The following is a 26,676-nucleotide window of genomic DNA, read 5'->3' on the forward strand; positions in this document are numbered from 1 at the left end:
ATCATCAGAGCCATAAACACAAGGTTTCATCCAGTAGGTTGTAGTTAATCTAATTATTGTATAAATTACACCAGTAATGTGCTCTGGCTAATCTGTCAAAAGCGCCATCCGTGCCCCAAACTGTTTCTTCAGTTATGACAGGCCCGGGTAAACAACCGGTATGAAAGCCCCTGCTACCGGAAAAGGTAAAAAATACGAAGCATCTTCATGCTAAGCAATTTGCTTAGTGCGAATGGTAAAATAATATTTCAAATTGTATTAGTTTTTATGAAACATCTGTCAGCATTACTTATCCTTGCAATTTTCACACTACCCTTATCGGCACAACAAACGCAAAAACCCATGTTATATGGAAGCAGCTGGATGGCCGTTACCGGCAAACCTATGGCAGCAACCGCGGGCGCTATGATTTTTCAGCAGGGCGGCAATGCTGTTGACGCCGCCTGTGCCATGCTTGCCGCTACCTGCACCATGTGGGATACATTAAGCTGGGGAGGCGAAACCCAGGCGCTGATCTATGATCCTAAAACCCGCAAAGTAATTGCCATTAATGCAATGGGGGTTGCCCCTACCGGTGCAACAGTCGCGTTTTTTAAAAGTAAAGGATATAATTTTCCTCCTGAATATGGGCCATTGGCAGCAACCACTCCCGGCACACCAGGCGGGCTCATTTATATGCTTATTCATTACGGTACTATGAGCCTTGGGCAAGTGCTGGCGCCTGCAATGCATATGGCGGCCGGTTATGCCATAGAAGCACAGGCTGCTAACACCATTGAAAAAGATAAAACCATGCTGAAACAATGGCCTTACAGCAAAAAAGTATTCCTTACCCATCCGGGCGAACAGCGTGAGGCTCCTGAGGCCGGCGAAATTTTTGTACAAAAAGATCTACTGGCAACACTTACCAAAATGGTAGCTGCTGAAAAGGCAGCGCTAAAAAAAGGTAAAAGCCGTAAAGAAGCCCTGATGGCCGCTTATGATCGTTTTTACAAAGGCGATATTGCACAAGAGTTTGTACGCGGCAGCCGGGAACAAGGCGGTCTGATCACCATGCAGGATCTGGCAAAATGGAAACCTGTTGAAGAAGAACCACTGATGGTAAATTACAAGGGTATTGATGTATATAAGTTACAACAGTGGACACAAGGCCCGGTAATGCTGCAGGCGTTGAATATTCTGGAAAACTTTGACCTTAAAAGTATGGGTTATAATAGTTCAAAATATATCCATACGCTTTATCAGGCTATGAATCTTTCATTTGCCGACCGTGATTTTTATTACGGTGATCCTAATGCCAAACCCAGTGAACCTATTAAAGGTTTATTAAGCAAGGAATACGCGAGGCAACGGGCAGCCCTTATTCAATATGATAAGAATGATCCGCGTATTGGTCCGGGTAATCCATATCCCTTTGAGGGAAAGCAAAATCCTTATATAAATCTCCTAAAAACCAGGGGATTTGAAATGGATACTACTAAACGAAATTTTGCACCTACACATGACCTGGGCAATAACTCGCCAAAGGAGGATTATCAGGATAGGTTATGGAGGGGCACTACTTCTATAGAAGCTGCTGATAAAGAAGGTTGGGTAGTTTCTGTTACCCCAAGTGGCGGCTGGCTGCCCGCCTGCATCGCGGGCAACACCGGTATAGGTATGAGCCAGCGCATGCAAAGCTTTGTGCTCGATTCTGCTTTAAATCCGTTTAATGTGGTAGCACCTGGTAAACGGCCAAGGGTAACTTTATCGCCTTCCATGTTTTTAAAAGATGGGAAACCTTTTTTATCTGCAGCCGTGCAAGGGGGCGATACGCAAGACCAAAACCTGTTGCAGTTCTTTTTAAATGTAGCAGAATTTGGCATGACGGTGCAGAAAGCTACTGAAGCGGCTAACTTCAATACCAACCAGCTATGGCTTTCGTTAGGAGGAACCAAAACCGCTGATCGTGAGCCTAAACCGGGTCAGATATTATTAAATAGCAACACACCAGAATCTGTACGTAATGAACTGAAAAAAATGGGATACGTACTTAGTTTTGCCGACCGTACCAGCGGCCCTGTCAATGCCGTTTATTTCGACTGGAAGCATGGGAGCCTTTGGGGTGGTTCCAGCAATCACGGTGAAGATTATGGGATAGGCTGGTAATTATCCGGTGTTCCCGGTGTTCCTGCAAATCCCTCCATAAAATTTATTTCACAAAGATACTAAAATACTAATATTTTTAGCATTATCTTTGCGGGTAATAATTGATGGAAGAATTTTATATCGATGTGGAGTTGAACCAGGGTATTACCCGGATACAGGTGGACGAGGTGCCGCCCGAACAATGGGATATGCCCTTTACGCCACAATTCATCATTGAATTTCATAACAGTAATGGGTTTATTACCCTGACCCTGCAACTGGAACAGGGCAACTGGTATGACCGCAATACACGGGTTTCAGATGATGACGCTTACCTCCGCTATACTGAACCGGACCCCGATGCCCGGAATCCCGATTATCAAAGCCCGCTAAGCGAATCAGCCATCCGGAAGATCGGCCAGGCCATTGGTCGTCATATGGTGGTGCACCTTACGGCCTATATGGGATTATTTATACCTGTTTTTCGCGAACCAACCTTCAACTGATGAACCGGATGCCTGATACAAAAAAAAGAAATCATCAGCCGGCTGCAAAGAACATGATCAGAATTTTATGTTAAAATTGCAAGCGAAAAAATGAACACGATGAACCCCGTAATGGCCCTGGCGTTTGATTATGTGGAATCCACCAATACGGTTGTTTTCCTGACAGGTAAGGCTGGCACAGGCAAAACCACTTTCCTGCAGGACGTAAGGCAGCATTCTAAAAAGAAGCTGGCTGTGGTTGCGCCTACCGGTGTGGCGGCTATCAATGCCGGCGGCATGACCATTCATTCTTTGTTCCAGATCCCTTTCGGGCCCATCATCCCATCGGGAACGGCCAGACCAGAGGTGCATTACAGTCCCGAGAAAAAAGAATTATTATCTACCCTTGAACTGCTGATCATCGACGAAGTGAGCATGGTGCGGCCGGATGTGCTGGATCAAATTGACCTGGTGCTGCGGAACGTAAAAGAATCCGATCATCCTTTTGGTGGCGTGCAACTCCTGCTGATCGGAGACCTCTCCCAGCTAAGCCCGATCATTCGGGACGAGGAGTGGATGTTGCTGAGCCGTTACTATAATACCCCCTATTTCTTCAGCAGCCAGGTCATGCAAAAGGCGCCCTATGTACGGATAGAACTTGACCATGTGTTCAGGCAAAAGGAACAGGTTTTTGTTGACATTTTAAACGAGGTGCGCAACCAAACCATCAGCCCGGTGAATCTGGAGCTCCTGAACGCCCGGCATCAGCCTGATTTCCGCCCAACTGCCGAAGAACCTTATATTACCCTGACAACCCATAACGGGATTGCCCGGCAACTTAATAGCGAGTTTGTAGAAGCACTGCCGGGACAGGAGTTTGAATTTAAAGCCACCATCAGGGGAGAGTTCCCTAAGGATGCCTACCCGACCGAAACCAGCCTGAAATTAAAGACCGGTGCCCAGGTCATGTTTGTCAAAAACGATAACTCCGCCGAAAAACTTTTTTATAATGGAAAAATTGGCATCATCACCCGGATAGAAACAGACACGGTATTTGTTCAATGTGGCGAGGAAAGCCGGGAGATCGCGGTTCAGGCGCTGGAATGGACCAACATCAAATATCAGCTGGAAGAGCAACAGATTAATGAAACCAATGCGGGCAGTTTTACCCAGATGCCCCTAAAGCTGGCCTGGTCTATCACCATTCACAAAAGTCAGGGCCTGAGTTTTGACAAAGCCATTATCGATATCAGCGAAGCTTTTGCCCATGGCCAGGCCTATGTGGCGTTGAGCCGCTGCCGGACCCTGTCGGGCATGGTGCTCCGTAACCCGATAGCCCCGCATAACATCATCGGCGACCCAGCTGTTGCTCATTTTAACGAACAAGCAAAATCCCTTAAACCCGGTACAGAACAACTGGAACGTGACCGGGAACTGTACCGACAATTTCTCCTCGCGGAATTGTTTAACTTCAGCGGCCTCAAAAGCAGGACCAGCAGTTTCGACGACTTGGTGCCCGATTTTCAAAAGGATATCTTTGACGTAGCGGAGAAATTTGTAAGGCAACTAAGTTCTCATAATACCGAACGTACCCAAAAGGCGGCTGCCTATTTTCTGACAAAAATGACTGAAGCCACAGAAAGTCTGCATACCCAGCTGCCAGCCCTGATCAACCAATCGGGTGCCGTTAAAGAAAAGGCGGCGAAGGCTGACAAACTGATACAATGGCTCATGGCCCGGATCAGCCTGATGGCTCATTTTTCCAAACAGGAATTTGATGTTACGGCCTACCTCGAAGTTAAAAAGAACGCTATGGCCAACTCAACCGCCGATCAGTCCCGGTCATACGTTAAAGCCCTGAATGCCAAACCCAACGAAAAACTTTTTAACCAATTGCTCATCTGGCGGGATGCCGAAGCTGAAAAAAGCGGCATCATGCCCAATATGGTCCTGTCTGAAAAAACGATAGCCGCTATAGCCGAAAAAATGCCACCAACTCTCAAAGCCCTCGGCGCTATTAAAGGAGTTGGACAACATAAAGCCGTACAATACGGTCAGGAGCTCATTGCGATGATCCGCTCCTACCAACAGGAGTTACAGGGACCGGAAACCGAGCAGCGAAGTTTATTTTAGATACACCTTTCCGTATCATCAAACAGTGTCTCCTACTGTAACAATTTAACTTTTCCTTAAAAATTTCAGATTGGTATAAGAACAATACACATGAATTTGCTATCTTGACCCATCATCAAATTATCTTATGAAGAAAAGCCTTACCTTAAGTCTACTTTTATTATCATCAGTATCATTTGCACAGCAAAAAACGCTTAACGGCTATACCGTTTCATCATCAGCCAACCAATTAAGTGCAGAACAAACCTTTGATGCTTCATTAAGTGCACAGCACATAGGTGAAACCATCAAGGAGCTGTCAGCCTTCCCGCATAATATCGGTTCGCCCGGTAGTAAAGCTGTAGCCGAAAAAATACTGGCAAAATATAAAAGCTATGGGTTTGATGCCCGTATGGAAACCTACAATGTACTTTTCCCTACACCTAAAACACGTTTACTTGAATTAACCGGTCCGTCAAAATATACCGCACTGTTAAAAGAACCGGCATTAACAGAAGATGCCACATCTGGTCAGGCCAACCAATTACCTACCTACAATGCCTGGAGCGCCGATGGCGATGTAACCGGCGAACTCGTATTTGTTAATTATGGGCTGCCTGACGACTATGAAAAACTGGCATCATTGGGAATTGATGTTAAAGGAAAAATAGTTATTGCCAAATATGGTCACTCCTGGCGCGGTATTAAACCCAAAGTAGCTTATGAACATGGTGCTATAGGCTGTATCATTTATTCGGACCCTGCTGATGATGGTTACACAGCTGGTGACGTATATCCTACAGGGGCATTTAAGAGTGAATTTGGTGTGCAGCGTGGTTCTGTGATGGACATGGTGATCTATCCGGGCGATCCGCTAACCCCTGGCATAGGCGCTACAAAAAATGCAAAACGGCTGGACAGGAAAGATGCGGCCACTATATTAAAAATACCGGTGTTACCTATTAGTTATCACGATGCGCAACCCCTGTTAGCGGCACTGAGCGGCCCTGTTGTTCCAAAAGGCTGGGCTGGTTCATTGCCTATTACCTATCATATTGGCCCGGGTAAGGCCATGGTACACCTAAAGCTGGAATTTAACTGGGATATGGTACAGGCTTATAATGTGATAGCAAAAATAAAAGGCTCTGCTTACCCTGATGAATGGGTAATGCGCGGCAATCACCACGACGCCTGGGTAAATGGCGCAGGCGATCCCATAAGCGGTCAGGCTGCCATGCTGGAGGAAGCAAAAGCATTAGGCCAGTTACTTAAAACCGGTTGGAAACCAAAGCGCTCCATTGTTTACTGCTCCTGGGATGGCGAAGAGCCAGGTTTAATAGGATCAACAGAATTTGCTGAAGATCATGGAAAAGAGCTACAACAAAAAGCGGTAGTTTATATCAATTCAGACGGTAATGGCCGTGGCTTTTTAGGCGCCGGAGGTTCACAGGCCTTAGAAGGATTTACTGATGAGATAACCCAGCAAGTAGTTGACCCGGAAACCAGCGTAAGTGTTTTTGACCGTAAAAAGGCTTCGCAGTTGATAAATGCAAAAACAACAAAAGATAAAAAGGAAATATTGGAGCGTAAGGGGCAACGGCTGGATGCGCTGGGTTCGGGATCTGACTTTTCATCATTCCTGCAGCATTTGGGTATAGCTACCCTTGATTTTGGTTTTGGTGGTGAGGATGAAGGCGGAGAATACCATTCTATTTATGATTCTTTTGATAATTATAAACGTTTTAAAGACCCTGATTTTAAATATGGTGTGGCCTTATCACAAACTGCCGGGCATGCTGCCCTGCGTATGGCCGATGCTGAAATACTTCCTTTTGATTTCCGGAGCTTACAGGCAACCATTAGCAGGTACGCTGCCGAGCTCACCGAACTGGTAAATAATACGCGGGAAAGTACGGTAGTAGAAAATCAGTTAATAAAGGCCAAAGATTACACTATAGCCGCCAATCCAACAAAAATCTTTAAAGCCCCGGATGCCAAAACCGATGTGCCCGAGATTAATTTTAAACCACTAACCGGCGCGCTTGATTCATTAAAGAAAAGTGCTGATAAATTAGCTACCAATTGGGCAGCTGATATGCTTAAAAACGAGGATCATGATAAGTTAAATAAATTGCTTTATCGTGCCGAACAGCAATTGCTGTCGGCAGATGGATTGCCACGCCGCAGTTGGTACAGGCACACCATTTATGCCCCGGGCTTTTATACCGGCTATGGAGTAAAAACCCTTCCCGGCATCCGCGAAGCTATTGAACAGCGTAACTGGCCTGAAGCACAGGCACAAATTACTGTGGTAGCCGAAAGGATAAACGCGTTGGCAGTTTACTTGAATGCTCCATCCAATTAGGTAAGGCAGTTTTATAAAAGCTGTCTGCAACTGGAGATTAACCCCACTTATTTATTACGGAAGTTTTCTAAATATTTTGAAAACCTTTTCCTTCGGCGAATATATCCGTAAACTGCGGATAGAAAAGACCATGCATGTGATGGAGAAACCACTCTTTATTCTTTAACCGAGATCGCTTACTTCATCGGCTTTTCTGACCAGAGTTACTTTACCCGGATCTTTAAAAAAAACCGGTCAAACACCTACACCTTATGAAAAAAAACAGCAGGAAAAGTAAAAAATATACCAATAGTTAAATCCGTACTATTTTTCGCGTTTGGGTTTGGTTAGTATTGTTTAAGCAAATACATAACCACCATGCAAACAAATAAATTCACCCGCAGGCAAGCCTTACAGGCAACCGCCATGTTAGGAACAGCATTGCTGTTGCCTGTTGATAAAGTGAAGGCAATAGCATTGCCTCCTGGTAAAACTCCGGCCTTAACTGCAACAGAAATGGCGGCCATTGACAGCGCTTTAGGCAAAAAAGGCAGCTATAAAGAATCGGAAGCCGTTTATACCACGCCGCTACCCCGGAACGATCTAAAAATGAAAATTAAGGGTGAACCAGTTCCCATTCCTTTTGGATTTGGTGGCTGGGTATCATTCAAAAAAACGGTTGACGGTAAATTAGCAATGGTAATGAGCGATACGGTTTTGCAGATGGAGGAGGTTAACCCTTTAATATCCGCAGCACATGCCAACGGTTTGGAAATCGCGGCTATCCATAACCATTTCTTTTACGAGGAACCGCGTATATTTTACATGCATATCCACGGCATGGGAACCGTGGCTGAACTCGCTAAGAAATACGCTGATACCATCCGGGACAGCAAGCTCTTCCCGGCTAACCAACCCGCGCCATCTGCGCCCCCGGCGGTTACCGGCAAAGATAATTTTGATATACCGGCACTGGATGCTATCATAAAATATACCGGTACAGTGAATGGCCCAACCTATAAATATACAGTCGGGAGAGCTGATTTGAAGGTAATGGTGATGGGTGTTGAAATGACGACCAATATCGGGCTTAATACCTGGGCATCCTTTGCAGGCAAACAGGATGACGCCCATATAGCGGGCGATGTGGCCATGTTACAAAGCGAAGTGAATAGCGTTATTAAAACGTTGCGTCAGCATAATCTGGAAGTAGTTGCCGTTCATAACCACATGTTGGGCGATGATCCGCACATGATCTTCCTGCATTATTATGGCCGTGGCAATGCCGCTACACTGGCACAGGGCTTTAGGGCTGCATTGGATGTATTAGGTAAACAATCCGATAAATTGGGCGGGATGAAAATGTAGTCAATTAACAAGCTTTTAAACTCAATTCTGATGAAATGGGTCACCCCTGAGCGGCCAAAAATTGATTGTATTGCCTGTCCCTGGCCGATAAAAAACTTTGTTAACCAGCAGGCCGAATTTATTTACGTGACAAAAGAAGAAGTTTTTGAGAAGGCCTGTATAGCTGGGCTAAATATGCACAGGAGGAAAAACATATATGGAAAAACAAATGATTAAACAGCAGCCTGCCTATTCTTTATGGGACATCACTAAATATTTTTTAAAACTGGGCACCTGGGGTTTTGGGGGGCCGGTGGCTTTGGTGGGATATATGCACCGCGACCTTGTGGAACAAAAAGGCTGGCTAACCGAGGAAGAATATAAAGAGGGATTAGCTTTAGCGCAACTTGCACCGGGGCCCTTAGCAGCGCAATTGGGTATTTATATTGGTTTTGTGCATCACGGGCTGATCGGCGCGACACTCGCGGGTCTGGCCTTTGTTGTCCCTTCCTTTATAATGGTGGTATTATTAGGGATGGCTTACCAGCTTTATGGTGGATTGGCATGGATGCAGGCTGTTTTTTATGGAGTTGGAGCTGCTGTAATTGGCATTATTACCATGAGTGCATATAAATTGACGGTTAAATCTATCAGTAAATTTGAACTCGCCGCGATGAAATCCAGATGGCTGCTGTGGCTGTTTTATATTGCAGGCATCGTAATTACGGTTATTACGGAAAGAGAAGAAATACTGTTGTTTCTGGCTTGCGGTATATTGTATATGCTGCTTAAAGCCCCGCCGCAATGGATAAAAAAACCAGCCGTATTGCCTGCCGGGATCTTGATCAGTACCGGGTTCTGGAAATATGACGGAAAGACCTTGCAGGAGATCGCCTGGTTCTTTGCTAAAGCAGGGGCATTTGTATTTGGCAGCGGTTTGGCTATTGTGCCTTTCCTGCATGGTGGGGTAGTAAAAGAATTTGGGTGGCTTACTGAACACCAATTTGTGGATGCCGTTGCCGTAGCTATGATCACTCCCGGACCTGTTGTAATTACCGTTGGATTTATAGGTTATCTGGTAGCTGGGTTCCCCGGTGCTTGTGTAGCCGCATTAGCTACTTTTTTGCCCTGTTATTTATTTACAGTAGCCTTAGCCCCCTCTTTTAAAAAGATTGCTAAGAATGTAAGTATAAAAGCGTTTGTGGATGGCATTACAGCGGCGGTGATTGGGGCGTTGGTAGGTTCAGTTATTATTATCGGTTTACGTTCCATTACTGATATACCTACCGGATTGATTGCCGTAGCTGCTGTCTTAGTGCTGATTTACATCAAAAAAATGCAGGAGCCTTATATTATCGCTTTAGCTGCCATTATTGGTGTACTTATTAAAGCTTTATAATATTTATCCTAAGAAGTTACGAAGGGCCACATTTTCGCGCTCTTTTGAACGCAACCCGAATGTGATGATCCAGTTGGAAACTAACGAAATCATAAAGATTAATCCGATAAGCAAAGAGTTGCCTAAATCGCTAAATATAACCATCATAGCAATTAACAATATGTTAATGGCCGATAAGCAAAATGTAGTTTGAACATGCGTAAGTCCCAATCTTAATATGCGGTGATGCATGTGGTTACGATCGGCCTCAAAAGGTGATTTCTTGTTAAATACCCTTAAGGTAAAAACCCTTAAGGTATCAAAAACCGGCCCTATTAGTATGGCAACTGTAAGCGCTGGCGCACAGGTAATAGCCGGGATATTAGTCCCAGAACTGTTACTTAGCTCAATAAATTTAACAGCCATCACCGCTGATATAAGGCCAATTAACAACGCGCCGGTATCGCCCATAAATATTTTGGCGGGTGTAATATTAAAACGTAAAAAACCTGCAGTAGCCCCTACTATGGCCAAACAAATTGCAGCCAGCTCATATTGTTTTATATATATAAACAGGAAAGCAAAAGCGCCGTTAACAAGGATGCCTGTTGTGGCTGCTAAACCATCTATGCCGTCGATCAAATTAAAGGAATTAACAATAAGCATGATCAGCAATATGGAGAGTACAGCACTTGGTATATACGGGAGGTTAAAAATATCAAATATGCCATACATACTGGTTATGCGTATATCACCCAGTAATACCAGTATAGCGGCTACAATAAACTGTATCAGGAATTTGGTACTTGAATTTACACCAGACAGATCGTCCTTTAAACCCATTGCAAATAAAATTATACACGAAATAAGCAGGTAACTGATGGGTAATTCCTTATCAATCAGGCTAAATAAAAGCGTTGTGATCATGAAACTAATAAATATGGCCACACCACCTAAACGCGGTATACCATGATCATGCTGTTTTCTGAAATGCCCCACATCATCATACAGGTGCCTTGCCCTGGCCACGTGTAAAATGGAGGGGATGGCTAATAATGTTATCAACGCGGATATTACAACTATTAAAACATAATAAATAAAGTGATAAGTGTGTATAAGTTCTGTCATATGAATTTCTGTTGTTCTGTTAGCGGGGGGCTGCTACCTTAAACAGTTTTTGTTCATTTATAGGTTCTTATACGTATAAAAAACAGATAGGTTAAACTTGAAGTTAAAAAAATTGAATTATTTTTCGAAGTGGTTTTAGCATCAGGGCCAACAAGGGGAACATGAGCTTGTTTTTACGCATAGCTTTTAAATCAAAAGCCCAGGCCTTTGTCCGGTTCTTTAAATTTTTACTACTCACGCCGCCAACACGCATTTTAACCATTACTTTTTTTAAATAAAAACCCCTGATCTTATCCAGGTGTATAAACCGTAGCATCAATTCATAATCAGCCGCCGAACCATATTCAAGGCTGTAAAAACCAAATTGTTCAAACAAGTTTCGCCTACAATAAAACGTTGGATGGGGAGGCATAAATCCCAGGTTAAATGAACCGCTTTTACATTGGCCGGAGCGCCATTTACGAACAATCTGATGGTGCTGGTTTATGATATCAAGATCACCATACACCGCTTCAATATCCTGTTGTTCAAATGCTTTAGCTATTGATAGCAAAACCTCATGATCGGCAAAATAATCGTCGGCATTTAACGTGCCCACAATTTGCCCCGTGGCCAGTTTGATGCCTTTATTCATCGCATCGTAAATGCCTTTATCTGGTTCAGAAATTAAAATACTGATGTGCGAACGGTATTGGTTAATGATTTGAAGCGTGTTGTCGGTTGAGCCGCCATCAATAATAATATACTCCAGGTTATAATAATTTTGACAGATAACTGATTCGATACATTGCCCAATAGTATCCTGCGCATTATAAACTACTGTAACCAGGGAGAGCTTCAAACCGTACAAGTTGGAAAAGAATACAAATGTATATGCCGCAAATTATGTATTTTTAAAACCAATGCCTAATAATTTATTTAGCCTCCCACTCTTTATATGCGCTTTTTAACCTTTACTATTTCGTTTTTGGGAATACTTTTTGTTTTAACTTCATGCTCCAACAAACAATATCAATCACTTTTTGAACAAAAGAACAGCGCTAAGGATAGTTTGGCACAACAACCGCTTTTAAGCAATTTTACTTATCGCATAAAACCTCAGGACATATTACAGATCAGGAATCTGCAAAACGTTAAATACATCGTTGATGAAGCGCCATCAAACGTAGGTAATACATCGGGCGGAAATTCTGCAACCGGACAAACTTTTCAGGTTGATGATGATGGTACGGTAGCCTTACCGGTTATTGGGCATGTAGGCGTAGCAGGCCTTACACGTACCGAAGCAGCAAAACTTATTGAAGGTCTTTACCGTAAAAGTCTTTTAAAAGACCCTATAATTGAATTAAAAATTGTAAACCTGAAGGTAACATTACTTGGTGAAATTAAGGGCCAGGGAAATTACACTTTAACAAAAGACAGGACTACTTTAGTTGAAATGATTGGTGAAGCAGGCGGCCTTACAAACAAAGCAAATGAAACAAATGTGGAAATTATACGCGGCGATCAGGCAAACCCGCAGGTAACGGTAATTAATCTCAGGAATATCCAATCCATAAATGATCCTCGTGCTGTTCTTCAAAACGGGGATGTTATTTATATAGCTCAAAATAAACGTGCTGTACGTAATGATAACTTACAAAACCTGTCGGTTATTACCCAGCCTGTGTTGCTTTTATTGAATACAGCCTTAATTATTTTCACGCTTTCTCATCGCTAATGGAAGAAACAGAAAAAATTCAGCGCAAACTACCCAACCAGGAAATCGATTATTTCAAGATCTGCAAAATATTACTAAGCCGCTGGTATTGGATCGCGACAGCTGTTAGTTTAACCTTCCTTATATCGTATTCCTACCTATGGTATACACCAAAAACCTATGCTACATCAGGAACTATAAAAATTGAAGAAAAAAAATCAGAAATACCTGATTTGATTGCGGTGATGACCGTTCCAGACCGCGGGCCATCAAAAATACAAAGCATTACATCAGTTTTGCAAAGCCGTAACCTCATACTCAGTGCCATAAAAGACCTTGATTACCGGGTAAGTTTTTACCTTATGGGAAGGGTGCGCACCTCCGAGATCTACCCCTCAAAACCGTTGAATATTGAACTGATCAGGTTTGATAGTTTAAATTTTTATCATGACCAGGTAGGTTTTAAGCCGATTGACAGGCATTCTTTTAAGCTATCCTACACAGTTGCGGGTAAAGAGGTTCAAAACACTTTTAATTATGATGCCCCTGTAAATATTGGGCCCACAAGTTTTAGCATAAAATATCCCGGGGCATTGGATAAAAACACCGTTTACTTATTTAAGTTTAATATCCCCGAAGATTTTGTAGACCGTGTTAGGGGTGGTTTACAAACCGGCGAAACCGCAAAAAACTCTAACATTATTGCCCTGCAGGAAACGGACTCTAACCCGCAGTTTGCTGCTGATATATTGAACAGCATCATGAATGAGTATGTGATTTTTGACCGCAATCAAAAAGCACAATCGGCCTCACAAATGATCGATTTTATTGACAGTCAGTTGTCATTCCTGTCTACCCAGGTTAAAGGCTCTGAAAATTCTATTGAAAAATATAAACAAAAATCAAAGATCCTTGATGTAAGCACAGCATCAACCGCCTCGGTTGGCAAGGCCGCAGAGATCGAATCAAGTAAATCATTATTAAAAATACAGCTGATCGCTATTGACCAGCTCAGGGATCAGGTTGCTAAAGAAAAGGATAATGTTAATTTAAATTTCACCACCGGCGGCACAGCTAACCCTGATCCCTCGTTAGAAATACTGGTTGGAAAGCTGGATAACCTGATACAGGAAAAAAGCGCATTATTAAAAACGTACAATAATGATTCGCAACCTATTCGGGATGTTAACCAGCAGATATTACAAATTAAATTAACCGCTTTAAATAATATTAAAATTTTACGCGTCGGCATTGAAAAGAACATGGCCTACCTTGATAACCAACTTGCGCAGATTAATCAAACAATTATGGCACTGCCCGCAGCACAACGCGATATGGTGAGCCTGCAGCGTGATTTTGAGATCAATGATAAGGTATATTCATTTTTATCAGAAAAAAAATTAGAAGCGCAAATAAGCAGGGCTGGTATATTACCCGGGGCAACGGTTATTGAACTTGCACAACCCAACTTAAATGCCGTATCGCCCAATGAACATGATATACATCGTACAGCAATTATTTTGGGTTTGGCCATAGGCATGGGCCTCATTATTATTGTACGTGTGCTAAATCCCTATATTTATGATAAGGAGACCATTGAAAGCCTTACATCAATACCTATACTTGGAGTTATACGGAAATTCCCTGAGCCTATTGACGAAAATAACAAGCAAATTTTGGCGCTTATCAAACCAAAATCCATATTTGCAGAATCGGTACGATCTGTACGTACCAACTTAAGCTTTCTTTCGTCCGAAAAACAAAGCAAAGTTATATGTATCACATCCGAGGTGGCCGGCGAAGGCAAATCATTTGTGGCTGTTAACTTATCAAGTACACTTTCCCTTATCGATAAAAAAGTGATCCTTATTGGTGCAGACCTGAGGCGCTCCAGGCTTCACAAAACATTTCATGTTCCTAATGATGTGGGGTTAAGCAACTACCTGGCGCATCAAAACGAGATGGACGAGATTATTTTGCATGCTGAATATGAAAATCTTGACTTTATAATTTCAGGGCCGGTTCCCCCCAACCCATCCGAACTGCTGCACAGCGAACGGATGAATACTTTAATTGCCAATTTAAAATTAAGATATGATATTGTGATGATTGATACCGCCCCAATTGGCCTGGTATCAGATGCTATTCCGCTTATCAGAATGAGCGATATCAATGTTTTTGTAATACGGTCAGGAAAATCAAAATTTTATGCGGCTACTGTACCCCAGCGTATTGCTCAGGAATATCACCTGGATAATACGGTGATTGTGCTGAACGCCTACGAAGAAGAACTATTACACTCCAGGTATTATACAACTAAGTTTACCGGCGAAAGCGCTGGTGCACGTTACTATTATTATTCTGATTATAGTGGTTATGAGGGCTCTGGTTATTATTTAGATGATAATAAAACCAAATGGTGGGATGTAAGAAGATGGTTTAAATAAAAGTACTTTTTGTTAAATATGGATCTAAGGACAAGTGCGGCAACACATAAATGGTACCCGGTTTACACGAGTGCGCGAGCCGAAAAAAAAGCATACGAAGCGCTAACAAATAAGGGAATTTTAGCATATCTTCCGCTGCACCGGCAACTTAAGCAATGGAGTGATCGTAAAAAATGGGTGGAAGAACCTTTTATTAAATCATACGTATTCGTGAACGTTGCCGAACATGAACAAACGGAAGTATTAATGACAAAAGGAATATCCCGTTTCTTATATTTTTCGGGTAAACCAGCCTCCATGCCCGACCGCCAGATAAATGAATTGAAACTATTAATGGCAAGTTCGTTTGAGTTAGAAATTACAGAAGAGGATCTGCAGCAAGGGGAAAAAATTATTATAAAAGCAGGCCCGTTAAAAGGGATGACCGGTGAGGTAGTATCATTACGGTCGCAAAAACAATTGATATTAAGACTTGAAAGTATTGGCTGCTCCATTATAGTGCACGTTGCCGCATCATACATTGAAAGATTTTAAGTTGGGTCATACTTTAAACCAACAAAAATGATGGCTTATTTATAGGCTAAAAATACAAAAACACACTTATAGATTATTTTATAAGTATCTGTTAAATAATAAGTTACATGAAAAAAATGTGACTTACGAGGCGAAGCTGTGAAAATATATGAACTATGTGCCGGATAGCAGGCATTATTAATAACCGGCTACAACCCGAAGAAATCCGCGAAAAAGTAAAAGCTATGTGCAGGGTGCTGCAACATGGAGGGGCTGATGATGAAGGTGTGTTTTTTGATGAGAAAGCCCATCTGGGATTTGGGCATCGCAGGCTTGCTATCATTGATCTGAGCAGCAATGGACATCAGCCCATGAGCGATACTGACCAAAAAGCCTGGATAACCTTTAACGGCGAAATTTATAATTATCCGGAATTAAGGGATGAACTATTGAAATTGGGAGCGCAATTCAAATCAGTTACCGATACCGAGGTGATTTTATTAGCCTATTTATACTGGGGCACTACTGCATTCTCCAAATTAAGGGGCATGTTTGCCTTTGCATTATATGATAAGGCCCAAAAATGCACCTACCTGGTACGTGATACTGCCGGTATAAAACCAATATACTATTTTGCTCAAAACGGAACTTTAAGCTTCGCATCAGAAATAAGAGCTTTTACCGCCGCGGGTATAGCTACAGAGAAAGACACGGGCTGGCCTATCAGGTTTTTGGCTTTCGGTCATATCCCGGAGCCATACACTACTTTAAAAAATGTTTTCAGCTTACCCAAGGGTCATTTTTTATGCTGGAACAATGCATCATCAACTTATACCATAAGAACATATAAGGAAACATCAGTGATAGATTCAATTACTGATATTAACGAAGCCCGGCAACGTGTAAAAGATGCTTTAATAAAAGCAGTGAACCGGCAAATGATAGCCGATGCTTCGATAGGTGTATTTTTAAGTGGTGGTATTGATTCAAGTGTGATCACCTTATTGGCTGACCGGCAAAAAAAGCAGCAGCTTAAAACCATATCCATTTATTTTAACGAAAAAAGCTATAATGAGCAGACTTATCAGCGTATAGTTTTGGATAAAATTAATGGCGAAAGTTTTTCGCACCTGGTACAACAGCAAGATTTTGAAACGTTTTTCCCACAAATTACCCATGCTATGGATATGCCAACTACTGATGGCATCAATAGCTGGTTCATTAGCAAATATGCGCATGAAAATGGGTTAAAAGCAGTATTATCAGGTATTGGCGCAGATGAACTTTTTGGAGGATACCCTTCGTTTAACCGGATAAAATATTTAAAGTATCTTAAAAAAATATATCCTTCTGTATTTTCGGCCCTTACCGGTCTGGTACCTGATCATTATAAAAAGCTTACATTTTTAGCTAATGATCATCCTTTAGCTGATTATCTTTTATTAAGAGGGTTGTTTTCGCCAGGTGATATTGCCTCATTGCTGGATACCGACAATAAACATGTTGAGGGTACGCTTTTTGATACCAACACTGTACCTAACTTGGATTCATATAACCAGGAACACGCCTCCTGGTTTGAAACTAATTTGTATATGCAAAATCAATTACTGAGGGATACCGATGTAATGAGTATGAGCCATGGTCTGGAGGTAAGGGTACCCTTTTTAGATGAAGATTTCACCAGTACGATTGCAAGTATTGATCAGGCAATAAGATTTGATAAGCGTCAACCCAAGAAATTATTGATCGATAGCTTTAATGAACTATTACCATCTGCTATATGGAACCGGCCCAAAATGGGCTTTACCTTTCCGCTGCAACAATGGATGATGGCGCATGATGAGGTAAGTAACAGCCAATTTTATAAGGGTAAACCAGCACAAAACATCATCAGGAAATTCAAAAACAAGGGAATGCACTGGTCAAAAGCTTTTGCGCTTTATCAGATACAGCCTCATGTCTAAAAAAGTGATACTATTTACTTTGCAAACATTTAGTACTACAGGTGGTATTCAAAAAATGACCCGTACTTTAGGACACTCCTTACACCAGATAGCCAAAGCAAATAACTGGGATTTTGAACTATGGTCGGCCTATGACAAGCCCGGTGACGTGATGACCCAGTACTTACCTGCAAAAAACTTTAAGGGTTTTAACATAAACAAACTGAGCTTTGTTTTAAAAGCCATAAGCAGGCCAGCGAGGTCAAACGTTATTATACTCAGCCATATTAATCTTGCCATTGTAGGTTTGGCTATTAAATTAATTAACCCCAAATGCCAGATATGGCTTATAGCGCATGGCATTGAGGTTTGGCGGCCATTTTCGTTCATTAAAAAACGTTTCCTGAAACAGTGTGATAAAGTAATTTGTGTAAGCAACTTTACCAAACAACAAATGGTAACCAGGCATTATATACATAATGATATTTGCATAGTGCTGAATAACGCGGTTGATCCCTTCATTCAGCTACCAGCAAGCTTTGTAAAACCACAATACCTGATCGACCGTTATCAGCTGAGTAACAACCATCCAATCATATTTACGTTAACCCGTATGGCCTCTACCGAAAAATATAAGGGTTATGAGCAGGTAATACAAGCTATTAGTATGTTAAAGGATCAATTTCCTAAGATAAAATACATCCTATCGGGAAAATATGATTCGTTGGAGGAGGCTCGGATTAATAAATTGATAGCCGATTATCAGATAAAGGATCATATAACGCTAACCGGCTTTATAGAGGAGACCGAACTTACAGACCATTTTTTATTGGCCGACCTGTTTGTGTTACCAAGCAAAAAGGAAGGTTTCGGCATTGTATTTATTGAGGCTTTAGCTTGTGGCTTACCGGTTATATGCGGAAATGCCGACGGCAGCATTGATGCGATACGTAATGGTGAATTAGGCAGAGCCATTGATGCCGATGATCCTATTGAATTGCATAATTGCATCATTGAATATTTGGCAACCCCATTAACAGCAGCTAAACGGAAACAGTTGCAGGAGCAATGCTTACTGCATTTTAACGAAAACAACTACATGAATAAACTACAACTATTACTAAATAAATGAGCGCATTGGCAGACGAAGATTGGGATATTGAAATAAGCGCGAAAAACAATCTTCTCGACTTAAAGCTTAAGGACGTATGGCATTACCGCGACCTGCTTTTGTTATTGGTAAGACGTGATTTTGTTTCATTTTACAAGCAGACCATTTTAGGACCCATTTGGTTTTTTGTACAACCTGTTATCACGATATTATTTTACACATTGGTATTTGGCAACCTGGCAGGCATACCTGTTGATGGACTGCCCAAGCCCTTATTTTACCTGGCAGGTACCATTATATGGAATTATTTTGCAGAGTGCCTTACAAAAACGTCAACCGTTTTCAGGGATAATGCAGGGTTACTCGGTAAGGTTTACTTTCCACGGTTAATCATGCCATTAAGTATAGTACTATCAAATTTGATAAAGTTTGGTGTACAGTTTTTACTTTTCACCATCCTGTACATCATTTATTTATTTAAGGATGCCGGGATATCTCCTAACGCTTTCGTATTGCTGCTGCCTTTACTCATTGTTATGATAGCAGCGTTAGGTTTAGGCTTGGGGATGATTATATCGGCAGTAACTACCAAGTACCGCGACCTTGCGTTTATTGTATCTTTCGGCGTACCATTATTAATGTATACCACAACCGTAATATTTCCGCTATCAGTAGCCGAAGCAAAATATCCGGCCTATAGCTGGCTCGTAAAATTCAATCCTATCACTGCAATCATTGAAACTTTCAGATATAGCCTTTTAGGTAAGGGAAGTTTTAGCTGGGACCTGATGGGTTATAGTTTAATAATCACGGTTATCATTTTAATAACCGGTACCATTATATTTAATAAAGTAGAGAAAACCTTTGTTGATACCGTATAAATGGCCAAAGTAATTAAGGTAGAAAACCTGTCAAAAGCTTATCAACTGGGTGATTTTGGTACAGGTACCATATCACGCGACCTGGAACGATACTGGGCAAGACTAAAAGGAAAAGAAGACCCATTTTTGAAAATTGGCGAAACCAACGACCGGACAACAAAGGGAGAAAGTGATGTGGTTTGGAGCTTAAAAGATTTAAACTTTGATATTGAGCAAGGCGATGCAGTTGGTATAATTGGCAGGAATGGTGCCGGTAAGAGCACTTTGCTTAAAATTTTAAGCCGCGTTACCTCTCCTACCACGGGTTCCATAAAAGTAAAGGGGCGCATAGCCAGTTTACTGGAAGTAGGAACCGGTTTTCACCCCGAACTAAGTGGCAGGGAAAATATTTTTCTTAATGGCGCCATCCTGGGGATGCGCAAAGCCGAGATCAAAAGAAAATTTGATGAGATCGTAGATTTCTCAGGAGTTGAAAGATATATCGATACACCTGTAAAAAGGTATTCATCTGGTATGTATGTACGCCTCGCCTTCGCAGTAGCGGCCCACCTGGAATCGGAAATATTAATAGTAGATGAGGTATTGGCTGTGGGCGATGCCGAATTTCAAAAAAAATGCCTTGGCAAAATGGGCGAGGTAAGTAAAGGCGAAKGAAGGACGGTTTTGTTTGTAAGCCATAATATGGGGGCGGTACAAAAACTTTGTAATAAGGGTATTTTACTTAATAACGGCAAAGTTAATGCTATCGGTGATAGTAATTATATCATCAGTACATACTTAAACCATGCATCGCTCCATGAATCTGTTTTTGAAATCGTTCCTTCTGAGTATACTGATGAGTTACCGGGCTATGCTTATAGGATACAGATAGAGGATGCAGACTCAAACCTTATCAATGAAATAGCAGCCGGACAAGCATGGCAGGTAAGGGTGTTTTTCAAAATAAATAAACCAATTAGGCACTTTATTATTGCCTTAGGGCTTACGAACTCTATGGATATTAATTTAAGAACAACCTGGAGCAAAGAAATTGATATTGACAAAGGATACTACGAGTCAGTTTTTAAAGAGGACACCTTACTGTTTTCGTCCGGGACATATAATCTTATTCTCGGTTTGTCTTCATATGAACGGTCATTTCAATATCTTGAAAATGCGGCTTCCTTCACTATCTCTCAAATTGCTCATCAATCGTTAAATAAAGCTATAATAAGATTAAGTGATGCTGGCATTATTTTAAATCCGATGAGCATTGATATTTCAAACACATCAGGTTCCTGAGAATGTATAACCGCCTGAAGATATTAAGCACGGACTTACCTATTAAAAAGGAGCTTTTAGGCCTTTTTAAGCAAAAGGAAAGGTTATTGGTATTTGATATTGGTAGCTGTGAGGGGGAAGATTCCATCCGATATGCAAAGCTGTTCCCCAATGCTTCTATTTTTAGTTTTGAGCCTTTACCCAAAAACCAAGATTTAATAGTTCAAAATATAATTCGTTATAATGCGGCGAATGTAAGGTTATTTAAAATGGCGCTTTCTAATTATGAGGGTTGGCAAAACCTGCACGTCTCATCAGGACATCCTGATAATGAAGCAGATAACATTAATTGGGAATTTGGCAATAAATCAAGTTCTTTGCTGGAACCGGATAATGTTTTGGATACTATCAAATGGCTCAAATTTAAAACCATAATTCCTGTTTATACCACCACTTTAAGGAATATTGTAATTGAAAACAAAATAGATGTGATTGATTTTATTCATATGGATGTACAAGGAGCTGAACTTCTTGTATTAACCGGCGCTGGCAATCATATTGAAAACATAAAAGCCATATGGCTCGAAATAGCTGAAATCCCCCTCTACAACACGCAGCCGTTGCGAAGAGATGTAGAACAATTTATGATGAATAATAAATTTAAGCTCATTAAAACGGAGATTGAAAATGGAGTGGGCGATCAGTTATATATTAACACTAGGTTTTATAGAACGTCTCGCTTTTTCGGTATTCAAAGATTCAAACGTGTGAAACCTGTTACCGGATAGATAAATTTAAAACATAATAAAGTGCCTTTTTTCAAAGCCCCCAGAGGAAAGAAATGGACCAAAATATCTTATTCCCAATCAGGAGAAGACCTGATTATAAGGTTTATTTTTGATCAGTTGCAAATAAAAAACCCTACCTACATTGATATTGGGGCACATCACCCTTTTTATTTAAGTAATACAGCTTTATTTTATGAATCTGGTAGCAGGGGGATAAACATTGAGCCCGATCCCTTGCTTTTTACGCTTTTTCTTAAATACCGTAAAAAGGATATTAATTTAAACATTGGCATTGGTGAGCGCCAAGGCGAGGCTGATTTTTATATTATTTCAACGCCTACGCTGAATACTTTTTCTAAAAAGGAGGCAGAAAACTATAATAACGAAGGGGATTACAGCATCACCCAAGTTATTAAAACGCCTGTTAATTCCGTTAAAAATATTATCAGCGAAAACAACAATGGCCTTTTTCCTCAATTATTAAATCTTGACGCAGAAGGCATCGATGAGCTGATAGTAAGATCTATTGATTATACACAAAACTTCCCACTCGTGATGTGTATTGAAACCATTTCCTTCTCTACATCGGGCAATGGTATTCAAAATACGTCATTAATAGATTTTGTGATCAGTAAGGGCTACATTCATTATGCCAATACTTATATAAATTCCATTTTTGTCAGAAAAGATATTTGGCGACAAAGACAGCTATGATCATAACTAAGCTTCAGGGAGGATTAGGCAATCAGATGTTTCAGTACGCTGCCGCCAGGAGCATATCACCAGATAAACCTGTGTATCTTGACGTTTCTTTTTTAAAAACAAACAATCAATCAACCGATAAATTTACTGCCAGGGCATTTGAGCTAAGCATTTTTAAAAATCTGCAAGGGAAATCTTTAAATAAGGTTTCACAATATCTGATCTCAAAGCCGACGATATTTAATCATTTTTTAAAAAAAATACTGCAGCCAAGCTTTCAAACCATTTATGAAAATGATCTTAAAACTGGCGTACCTGTTAATGAATTTAAAAGGACTGCTATTTACCTTGACGGATATTTTCAGGATAAAGATTATGTTAAAAGCATAAGGCCGCAGCTTCTAAAAGAATTTACTTTTCCGGATTTGAAAAATGACGCCAAACTTTGGTTTAATAAAATATCGGAATCGGTAAACCCGGTAAGCGTTCATGTGCGCAGGGGAGATTATTTAAAAACCGCCATATTACAATATCATGGCATTTTACCCATTTCTTACTACCAAAAAGCGGTAAACATCATGAGTGAGCAATTCAAGGATGCTCACTATTTTATTTTCTCTGACGATATCGCATGGTGCCAAAACAACTTTGATTTTTTAGGCAACAAAACGACTATAGTAGACAGTACCCCTCTTGAAAACTGGACAGATATGGTCCTTATGAGCCACTGTAAGCATCATATCATTGCTAACAGTTCTTTCGGTTGGTGGGCAGCCTGGCTAAATGTATCACCCAATAAAATGGTAATTGCACCGCAGAACTGGTTTGCGGGTGAAAAGTCTGCAGGTAACACCAGTAACATAGTCCCACAAGATTGGATAACAATTTAACCAATACTGCAATTTTGATAAGCGTGATCATGCCAGCATATAATGCTGACGCATTTATTGAGCAATCTATTATTTCGGTGCTGGCACAATCATATACCAACTGGCAACTTATTGTTATTGATGACGGATCAACAGATGGTACGGCTGCAATTGTGAAGCAATACCAAAAAAAAGACAACCGGATCACGTATCATTTTCAAAATAACCAGGGACTTGGGGCTGCTCGTAACACAGGCTTTAAACTGGTAAAGGGTCAATGGATAGCATTCCTGGACGCCGATGATCTCTGGCTGGAAAACAAACTGCAGGTTCAAATGGCTACTGCAATCAATAGTAATGCCGATGTTGTTTTTACGAGTGGGTATTATCTTGATAAGGCCAATGTAAAGCCGTACGAAAGTCTGACCGGAAATTACAACGGTCATGCCCTGTATAAAATACTTTTAAACCATAACCATATAGCCATTCTATCAGTATGTATAAAAAAGGCTTTAGCCGATAATTTGGGTGCCATGGATACCAACCTGTTAGTTTTTGGGAATGAGGACTGGGATTACTGGCTACGTGCCTGTAAGTTTAATGCCGTTTTTATCGGGCTTAAGGATAAATTGTTTAAATATCGTGTGCATGATAAAGGTATATCTGCTAATACGCAAAGGATGCTTATGGGTAGCTATTATTTGATTTGCAAAAATTACGATAGCTCATTATTAAACAACCAGGAACAGCGTTACCAACAATTTAAACTTTTAACGGCGATACCCTTTATCCTAAAAAGCATGTTTAAATGGTCTGGAAATAAACCAAAAAATGATTTTGCTGCCCTGGTATTTAAAATACTTGCTGCTTCATTTCCCGTCTTACCTGCTTTTTCATATAATTTATTCAAAAGCAGATTCAACAAGACAGCTATCCTTAACAACTGCTTAACTGATGTTGGCCCATAAAAATAATTATATTTCATATAGCCTGTGGGGCGATAAGCCCATTTACAATACAGGTATAATCAGAAACATTGAACAGGCAAAAAACATTTATCCTGGCTGGCAGGTTATTGTTTATCACGACAATACTGTTCCTGAGCCTATCATTAATAGCATGAAAAAGGCCGGTGCTTTAACCACTGACATGACTGGAGGAGTTTATGGTATGTTCTGGAGGTTTCTGGCAGCTGATTTACCTGACTGCAATCATGTAATATTCAGGGATGGCGACTCGCGGTTATCGATCAGAGAAAAACTGGCTGTTGATGAATGGACGAGCAGCGGTAATGCCATTCATATCATGCGTGATCATCCCTATCACCAGGATCCTGTTGACGGCATAAGACATTATATATTGGGTGGTATGTGGGGCATAAAAGGACAATTGTTTGATATGAAAGCCCTTATTGATGACTATTGTAGTGAAAAAAAACTTGACTACGGGAGTGATCAGATTTTTTTAAACCAGGTATATTACCGGTTCAAAAATTCGGCCACTATACATGATGAATTTTTCTCCGACCTTTCATTCCCTGTTAAAAGAGATGGCTACAGGTTTATTGGCGAACGCATTGATGAACATGAAAAGCCTGCCGATAACGATTGGAAAGCTATAAAAAAATTCTATGCATCCAAAAAGCCTCAAAACATAGTGTTAAATCAAATAAAAAAGGCTATTCGCAGTATATTACGTTAAAAAGCAGTACGACATTGGAATACCCTAAAATATCAGTAGTTACACCGTCATTTAACCAAGGTGAGTTTATTGAGCAAACCATCCTCTCGGTTATAGGACAGCAGTACCCTGAACTGGAATACATCATTATTGATGGCGGAAGCACCGATCAAACTGAAAGTATCATCAGGAAATACGAAAAACATATAGTCTATTGGGTCAGCGAAAAAGATAAGGGTCAAAGCCACGCCATAAATAAGGGATTGGAATATGCTACCGGTGATATTTTATGCTGGTTAAATTCTGACGATTATTACCTGCCCGGTACCCTGCTTGAAATAGGACAGATACTATCAATAGATAAACCCGAATTATTGCATGGCAATTGTATTCATTTAAATGAGGACAATAATTTTGCGCATGGCAGCTATTTTGACTCTTTTAAAAGCTGGGATATAAGCAAAGGGACACACATCGTACAGCCCAGCAGTTTCTGGACGAGGAAGGCCTATGAACTTGCCGGACCGCTGAGGGATGACCTGCATTTTGGGTTTGATTGGGAATGGTTTGCCCGGGCACAAGCCCGGGGGGTAATTTTCACTTCGTCTCCAAAGTATTTTTCGGTTTACAGGATACACAACGGGCAAAAATCTGATGATAAAAACAATGCCCGTTTTGTTGAATTAATACAGATTGAGAAACAGTTGAACGATGCAAAGTTTGATTATATTGATACCTATCTAAAAAAGTATTCAGGCAATATTCGACTTATTTATGACATTACATCAAACAGGTTCTTAAATTTTTTGGAATACCGGCTGTTAAAAACCTTCCATCCTGAATTAATAAAACTGATGGACAGGGTTAGTTTAAAAAAGTATATCCGGTATTGTTACCAGCCGCAAAAAGGTTTATAATTTATAGTAAATGTTACTTCCCAACTTACGTGCATATAGATCAGGATTTGAAGAGAAAGGAACAAAGTATCCCCTGCCGTCAGTTCCTGCTCCAAAACGAGGTTTACTTAGTGTTTTGCCCCAGGTTAAGGACGGTAAACAGGGCTGGCCATGGACACAGGAAACCTCGCCATCAATCTATGATGAAAGACAGCTTTGGCCCAGACTGACTATTGTTACACCATCTTTTAACCAAGCTGCTTTTTTGGAAGAAACCATCAGATCAGTGCTTCTGCAAAATTATCCCAATCTGGAGTATATTATAATGGATGGCGGCAGTGCAGACGGCAGCCTGGAGATGATTGAAAAATACTCGCCATGGATAAGCTATTGGCAAAGTAATAAAGATAGAGGGCAGTCAAATGCTATAAACTTGGGCTTTAGCCTTGCGAGTGGCGATTATTATGCATGGCTTAATAGCGACGATTTCTATTTAAAAGATGTTTTTAATTTAGTGATCAATACATTTATCAAACACAAAACTGATTTTATTTACGGCTATGCTTATTCATTGAACAAGGGGCAGCAGCAGTTAATGACCGTACCGCCATTGCTTGATTATTTTATAAAGATACCTTCACTTGCGCAGCCGTCCTGTTTTTGGAAAGCTACGATTAATCAGCCTGTTTGGGAAGAAATGCATTGCGCGCTCGATTATGAATTATGGATAAGAATTGTAAAAGGGAATAAACGTAAACGTATCAGACAGCCACTATCTGTTGCTCACGTGCACGATGGGGMCAAGACCCATAACCCGGACTTAAAAATAAAATGGCACAAAGACCATGTAAAAATGTGGTCAGAAGAAGGGCATGGCCCAGTGCCAGAATGGAAGAGAATTGTTTTTTTAAATCGTATAAGGTTGAAACTTTACAAGCTGCTCAACCTGATATAACCCAAAACTAA

The 26,676-nt window shown here is 40.9% G+C and carries 23 protein-coding genes; 21 read left to right on the top strand and 2 right to left on the bottom strand.

Annotated features, from left to right (window positions below; translation table 11 throughout):
- The first annotated feature begins 267 nt into the window (after nt 1-267).
- The 7 genes from AC1DRQ_RS04545 to AC1DRQ_RS04575 all read left to right on the top strand — a co-directional run bounded on the left by AC1DRQ_RS04545 (nt 268) and on the right by AC1DRQ_RS04575 (nt 9,814).
- The gene (locus tag AC1DRQ_RS04545; protein WP_477422460.1) at nt 268-2,148 is read left to right on the top strand and encodes a gamma-glutamyltransferase family protein; all 1,881 of its coding nucleotides are present in this window, start codon (nt 268-270) and stop codon (nt 2,146-2,148) included.
- 104 nt (nt 2,149-2,252) lie between these two features.
- Nucleotides 2,253-2,633, top strand: coding sequence for a hypothetical protein (locus tag AC1DRQ_RS04550; protein ID WP_429395318.1), 381 nt, complete (start codon nt 2,253-2,255; stop codon nt 2,631-2,633).
- Between the two features lie 90 nt (nt 2,634-2,723).
- The gene (locus AC1DRQ_RS04555; RefSeq protein ID WP_477422462.1) at nt 2,724-4,745 is read left to right on the top strand and encodes an HRDC domain-containing protein; all 2,022 of its coding nucleotides are present in this window, start codon (nt 2,724-2,726) and stop codon (nt 4,743-4,745) included.
- Between the two features lie 127 nt (nt 4,746-4,872).
- Nucleotides 4,873-7,089 (top strand): transferrin receptor-like dimerization domain-containing protein, encoded by a 2,217-nt coding sequence (locus AC1DRQ_RS04560; protein ID WP_477422464.1) that lies wholly within the window; start codon nt 4,873-4,875, stop codon nt 7,087-7,089.
- Between the two features lie 357 nt (nt 7,090-7,446).
- Nucleotides 7,447-8,436 (top strand): DUF1259 domain-containing protein, encoded by a 990-nt coding sequence (locus AC1DRQ_RS04565; RefSeq protein WP_477422466.1) that lies wholly within the window; start codon nt 7,447-7,449, stop codon nt 8,434-8,436.
- A 30-nt stretch (nt 8,437-8,466) separates the two neighbouring features.
- Nucleotides 8,467-8,652, top strand: coding sequence for a chromate resistance protein ChrB domain-containing protein (locus AC1DRQ_RS04570; protein WP_477422467.1), 186 nt, complete (start codon nt 8,467-8,469; stop codon nt 8,650-8,652).
- On the top strand, nt 8,633-9,814 hold the full coding sequence (locus AC1DRQ_RS04575; protein WP_477422469.1) for a chromate transporter: 1,182 nt from the start codon (nt 8,633-8,635) through the stop codon (nt 9,812-9,814). The genes AC1DRQ_RS04570 and AC1DRQ_RS04575 overlap by 20 nt, the downstream gene beginning before the upstream one ends.
- Nucleotides 9,815-9,817: 3 nt before the next feature.
- Here AC1DRQ_RS04575 and AC1DRQ_RS04580 read toward each other — a convergent pair whose 3' ends face one another.
- Both AC1DRQ_RS04580 and AC1DRQ_RS04585 read right to left on the bottom strand, forming a co-directional pair.
- Nucleotides 9,818-10,921, bottom strand: coding sequence for a glycosyltransferase family 4 protein (locus AC1DRQ_RS04580; RefSeq protein WP_477422471.1), 1,104 nt, complete (start codon nt 10,919-10,921; stop codon nt 9,818-9,820).
- Between the two features lie 103 nt (nt 10,922-11,024).
- Nucleotides 11,025-11,762, bottom strand: a complete 738-nt coding sequence (locus tag AC1DRQ_RS04585) for a glycosyltransferase family 2 protein (RefSeq protein WP_477422472.1) — start codon at nt 11,760-11,762, stop codon at nt 11,025-11,027.
- Between the two features lie 96 nt (nt 11,763-11,858).
- On the opposite strand from AC1DRQ_RS04585, the gene AC1DRQ_RS04590 reads away from it, so the two are divergent.
- The 14 genes from AC1DRQ_RS04590 to AC1DRQ_RS04655 all read left to right on the top strand — a co-directional run bounded on the left by AC1DRQ_RS04590 (nt 11,859) and on the right by AC1DRQ_RS04655 (nt 26,665).
- Nucleotides 11,859-12,641, top strand: coding sequence for a polysaccharide biosynthesis/export family protein (locus AC1DRQ_RS04590; RefSeq protein ID WP_477422473.1), 783 nt, complete (start codon nt 11,859-11,861; stop codon nt 12,639-12,641).
- A complete protein-coding gene (locus tag AC1DRQ_RS04595; protein ID WP_477422474.1) occupies nt 12,641-15,067 on the top strand; it encodes a GumC family protein in 2,427 nt (808 codons plus the stop codon). The genes AC1DRQ_RS04590 and AC1DRQ_RS04595 overlap by 1 nt, the downstream gene beginning before the upstream one ends.
- Before the next feature lie 18 nt (nt 15,068-15,085).
- Nucleotides 15,086-15,601 carry a UpxY family transcription antiterminator gene (locus AC1DRQ_RS04600; RefSeq protein ID WP_429395301.1) on the top strand — a complete coding sequence of 172 codons (516 nt, stop codon included), beginning with the start codon at nt 15,086-15,088 and terminating at the stop codon, nt 15,599-15,601.
- Nucleotides 15,602-15,756: 155 nt separating this feature from the next.
- Nucleotides 15,757-17,544, top strand: coding sequence for an asparagine synthase (glutamine-hydrolyzing) (gene asnB / locus AC1DRQ_RS04605; protein ID WP_477422475.1), 1,788 nt, complete (start codon nt 15,757-15,759; stop codon nt 17,542-17,544).
- Entirely contained in the window at nt 17,537-18,655 is a 1,119-nt protein-coding gene (locus AC1DRQ_RS04610; protein ID WP_477422477.1) for a glycosyltransferase family 4 protein, read from the top strand. The genes asnB and AC1DRQ_RS04610 overlap by 8 nt, the downstream gene beginning before the upstream one ends.
- Complete coding sequence (locus tag AC1DRQ_RS04615; RefSeq protein ID WP_477422478.1) at nt 18,652-19,515, top strand: ABC transporter permease; 864 nt, start codon at nt 18,652-18,654, stop codon at nt 19,513-19,515. The genes AC1DRQ_RS04610 and AC1DRQ_RS04615 overlap by 4 nt, the downstream gene beginning before the upstream one ends.
- Nucleotides 19,516-20,796, top strand: a complete 1,281-nt coding sequence (locus AC1DRQ_RS04620) for an ABC transporter ATP-binding protein (RefSeq protein WP_477422479.1) — start codon at nt 19,516-19,518, stop codon at nt 20,794-20,796.
- Nucleotides 20,797-20,798: 2 nt separating this feature from the next.
- Nucleotides 20,799-21,563, top strand: a complete 765-nt coding sequence (locus AC1DRQ_RS04625) for an FkbM family methyltransferase (protein WP_477422481.1) — start codon at nt 20,799-20,801, stop codon at nt 21,561-21,563.
- Between the two features lie 21 nt (nt 21,564-21,584).
- A complete protein-coding gene (locus AC1DRQ_RS04630; RefSeq protein WP_477422483.1) occupies nt 21,585-22,277 on the top strand; it encodes an FkbM family methyltransferase in 693 nt (230 codons plus the stop codon).
- Nucleotides 22,274-23,155 carry an alpha-1,2-fucosyltransferase gene (locus tag AC1DRQ_RS04635; protein ID WP_477422484.1) on the top strand — a complete coding sequence of 294 codons (882 nt, stop codon included), beginning with the start codon at nt 22,274-22,276 and terminating at the stop codon, nt 23,153-23,155. Before AC1DRQ_RS04630 ends, AC1DRQ_RS04635 begins: the two co-directional genes overlap by 4 nt.
- 29 nt (nt 23,156-23,184) lie before the next feature.
- Nucleotides 23,185-24,102, top strand: coding sequence for a glycosyltransferase family 2 protein (locus AC1DRQ_RS04640; protein ID WP_429395283.1), 918 nt, complete (start codon nt 23,185-23,187; stop codon nt 24,100-24,102).
- Entirely contained in the window at nt 24,089-24,835 is a 747-nt protein-coding gene (locus AC1DRQ_RS04645; protein WP_477422486.1) for a hypothetical protein, read from the top strand. Before AC1DRQ_RS04640 ends, AC1DRQ_RS04645 begins: the two co-directional genes overlap by 14 nt.
- 14 nt (nt 24,836-24,849) lie before the next feature.
- Nucleotides 24,850-25,731, top strand: a complete 882-nt coding sequence (locus AC1DRQ_RS04650; protein WP_477422488.1) for a glycosyltransferase family 2 protein — start codon at nt 24,850-24,852, stop codon at nt 25,729-25,731.
- 10 nt (nt 25,732-25,741) lie between these two features.
- Complete coding sequence (locus AC1DRQ_RS04655) at nt 25,742-26,665, top strand: glycosyltransferase family 2 protein (RefSeq protein ID WP_477422490.1); 924 nt, start codon at nt 25,742-25,744, stop codon at nt 26,663-26,665.
- Nucleotides 26,666-26,676: the final 11 nt, after the last annotated feature.

The organism is Mucilaginibacter sp. P4_E8, assembly GCF_056401495.1.

Coding starts and splice junctions, on each gene's coding strand:
- AC1DRQ_RS04565 (WP_477422466.1), top strand. CDS start 7,447: ATGCAAACAAATAAATTCACCCGCAGGCAAGCCTTACAGGCAACCGCC.
- AC1DRQ_RS04625 (WP_477422481.1), top strand. CDS start 20,799: ATGTATAACCGCCTGAAGATATTAAGCACGGACTTACCTATTAAAAAG.
- AC1DRQ_RS04645 (WP_477422486.1), top strand. CDS start 24,089: ATGTTGGCCCATAAAAATAATTATATTTCATATAGCCTGTGGGGCGAT.
- AC1DRQ_RS04635 (WP_477422484.1), top strand. CDS start 22,274: ATGATCATAACTAAGCTTCAGGGAGGATTAGGCAATCAGATGTTTCAG.
- AC1DRQ_RS04550 (WP_429395318.1), top strand. CDS start 2,253: ATGGAAGAATTTTATATCGATGTGGAGTTGAACCAGGGTATTACCCGG.
- AC1DRQ_RS04595 (WP_477422474.1), top strand. CDS start 12,641: ATGGAAGAAACAGAAAAAATTCAGCGCAAACTACCCAACCAGGAAATC.
- AC1DRQ_RS04600 (WP_429395301.1), top strand. CDS start 15,086: ATGGATCTAAGGACAAGTGCGGCAACACATAAATGGTACCCGGTTTAC.
- AC1DRQ_RS04575 (WP_477422469.1), top strand. CDS start 8,633: ATGGAAAAACAAATGATTAAACAGCAGCCTGCCTATTCTTTATGGGAC.
- AC1DRQ_RS04560 (WP_477422464.1), top strand. CDS start 4,873: ATGAAGAAAAGCCTTACCTTAAGTCTACTTTTATTATCATCAGTATCA.
- AC1DRQ_RS04640 (WP_429395283.1), top strand. CDS start 23,185: ATGCCAGCATATAATGCTGACGCATTTATTGAGCAATCTATTATTTCG.
- AC1DRQ_RS04555 (WP_477422462.1), top strand. CDS start 2,724: ATGAACACGATGAACCCCGTAATGGCCCTGGCGTTTGATTATGTGGAA.
- AC1DRQ_RS04580 (WP_477422471.1), bottom strand. CDS start 10,921: ATGACAGAACTTATACACACTTATCACTTTATTTATTATGTTTTAATA.
- asnB (WP_477422475.1), top strand. CDS start 15,757: ATGTGCCGGATAGCAGGCATTATTAATAACCGGCTACAACCCGAAGAA.
- AC1DRQ_RS04570 (WP_477422467.1), top strand. CDS start 8,467: ATGAAATGGGTCACCCCTGAGCGGCCAAAAATTGATTGTATTGCCTGT.
- AC1DRQ_RS04545 (WP_477422460.1), top strand. CDS start 268: ATGAAACATCTGTCAGCATTACTTATCCTTGCAATTTTCACACTACCC.
- AC1DRQ_RS04590 (WP_477422473.1), top strand. CDS start 11,859: ATGCGCTTTTTAACCTTTACTATTTCGTTTTTGGGAATACTTTTTGTT.
- AC1DRQ_RS04610 (WP_477422477.1), top strand. CDS start 17,537: ATGTCTAAAAAAGTGATACTATTTACTTTGCAAACATTTAGTACTACA.
- AC1DRQ_RS04615 (WP_477422478.1), top strand. CDS start 18,652: ATGAGCGCATTGGCAGACGAAGATTGGGATATTGAAATAAGCGCGAAA.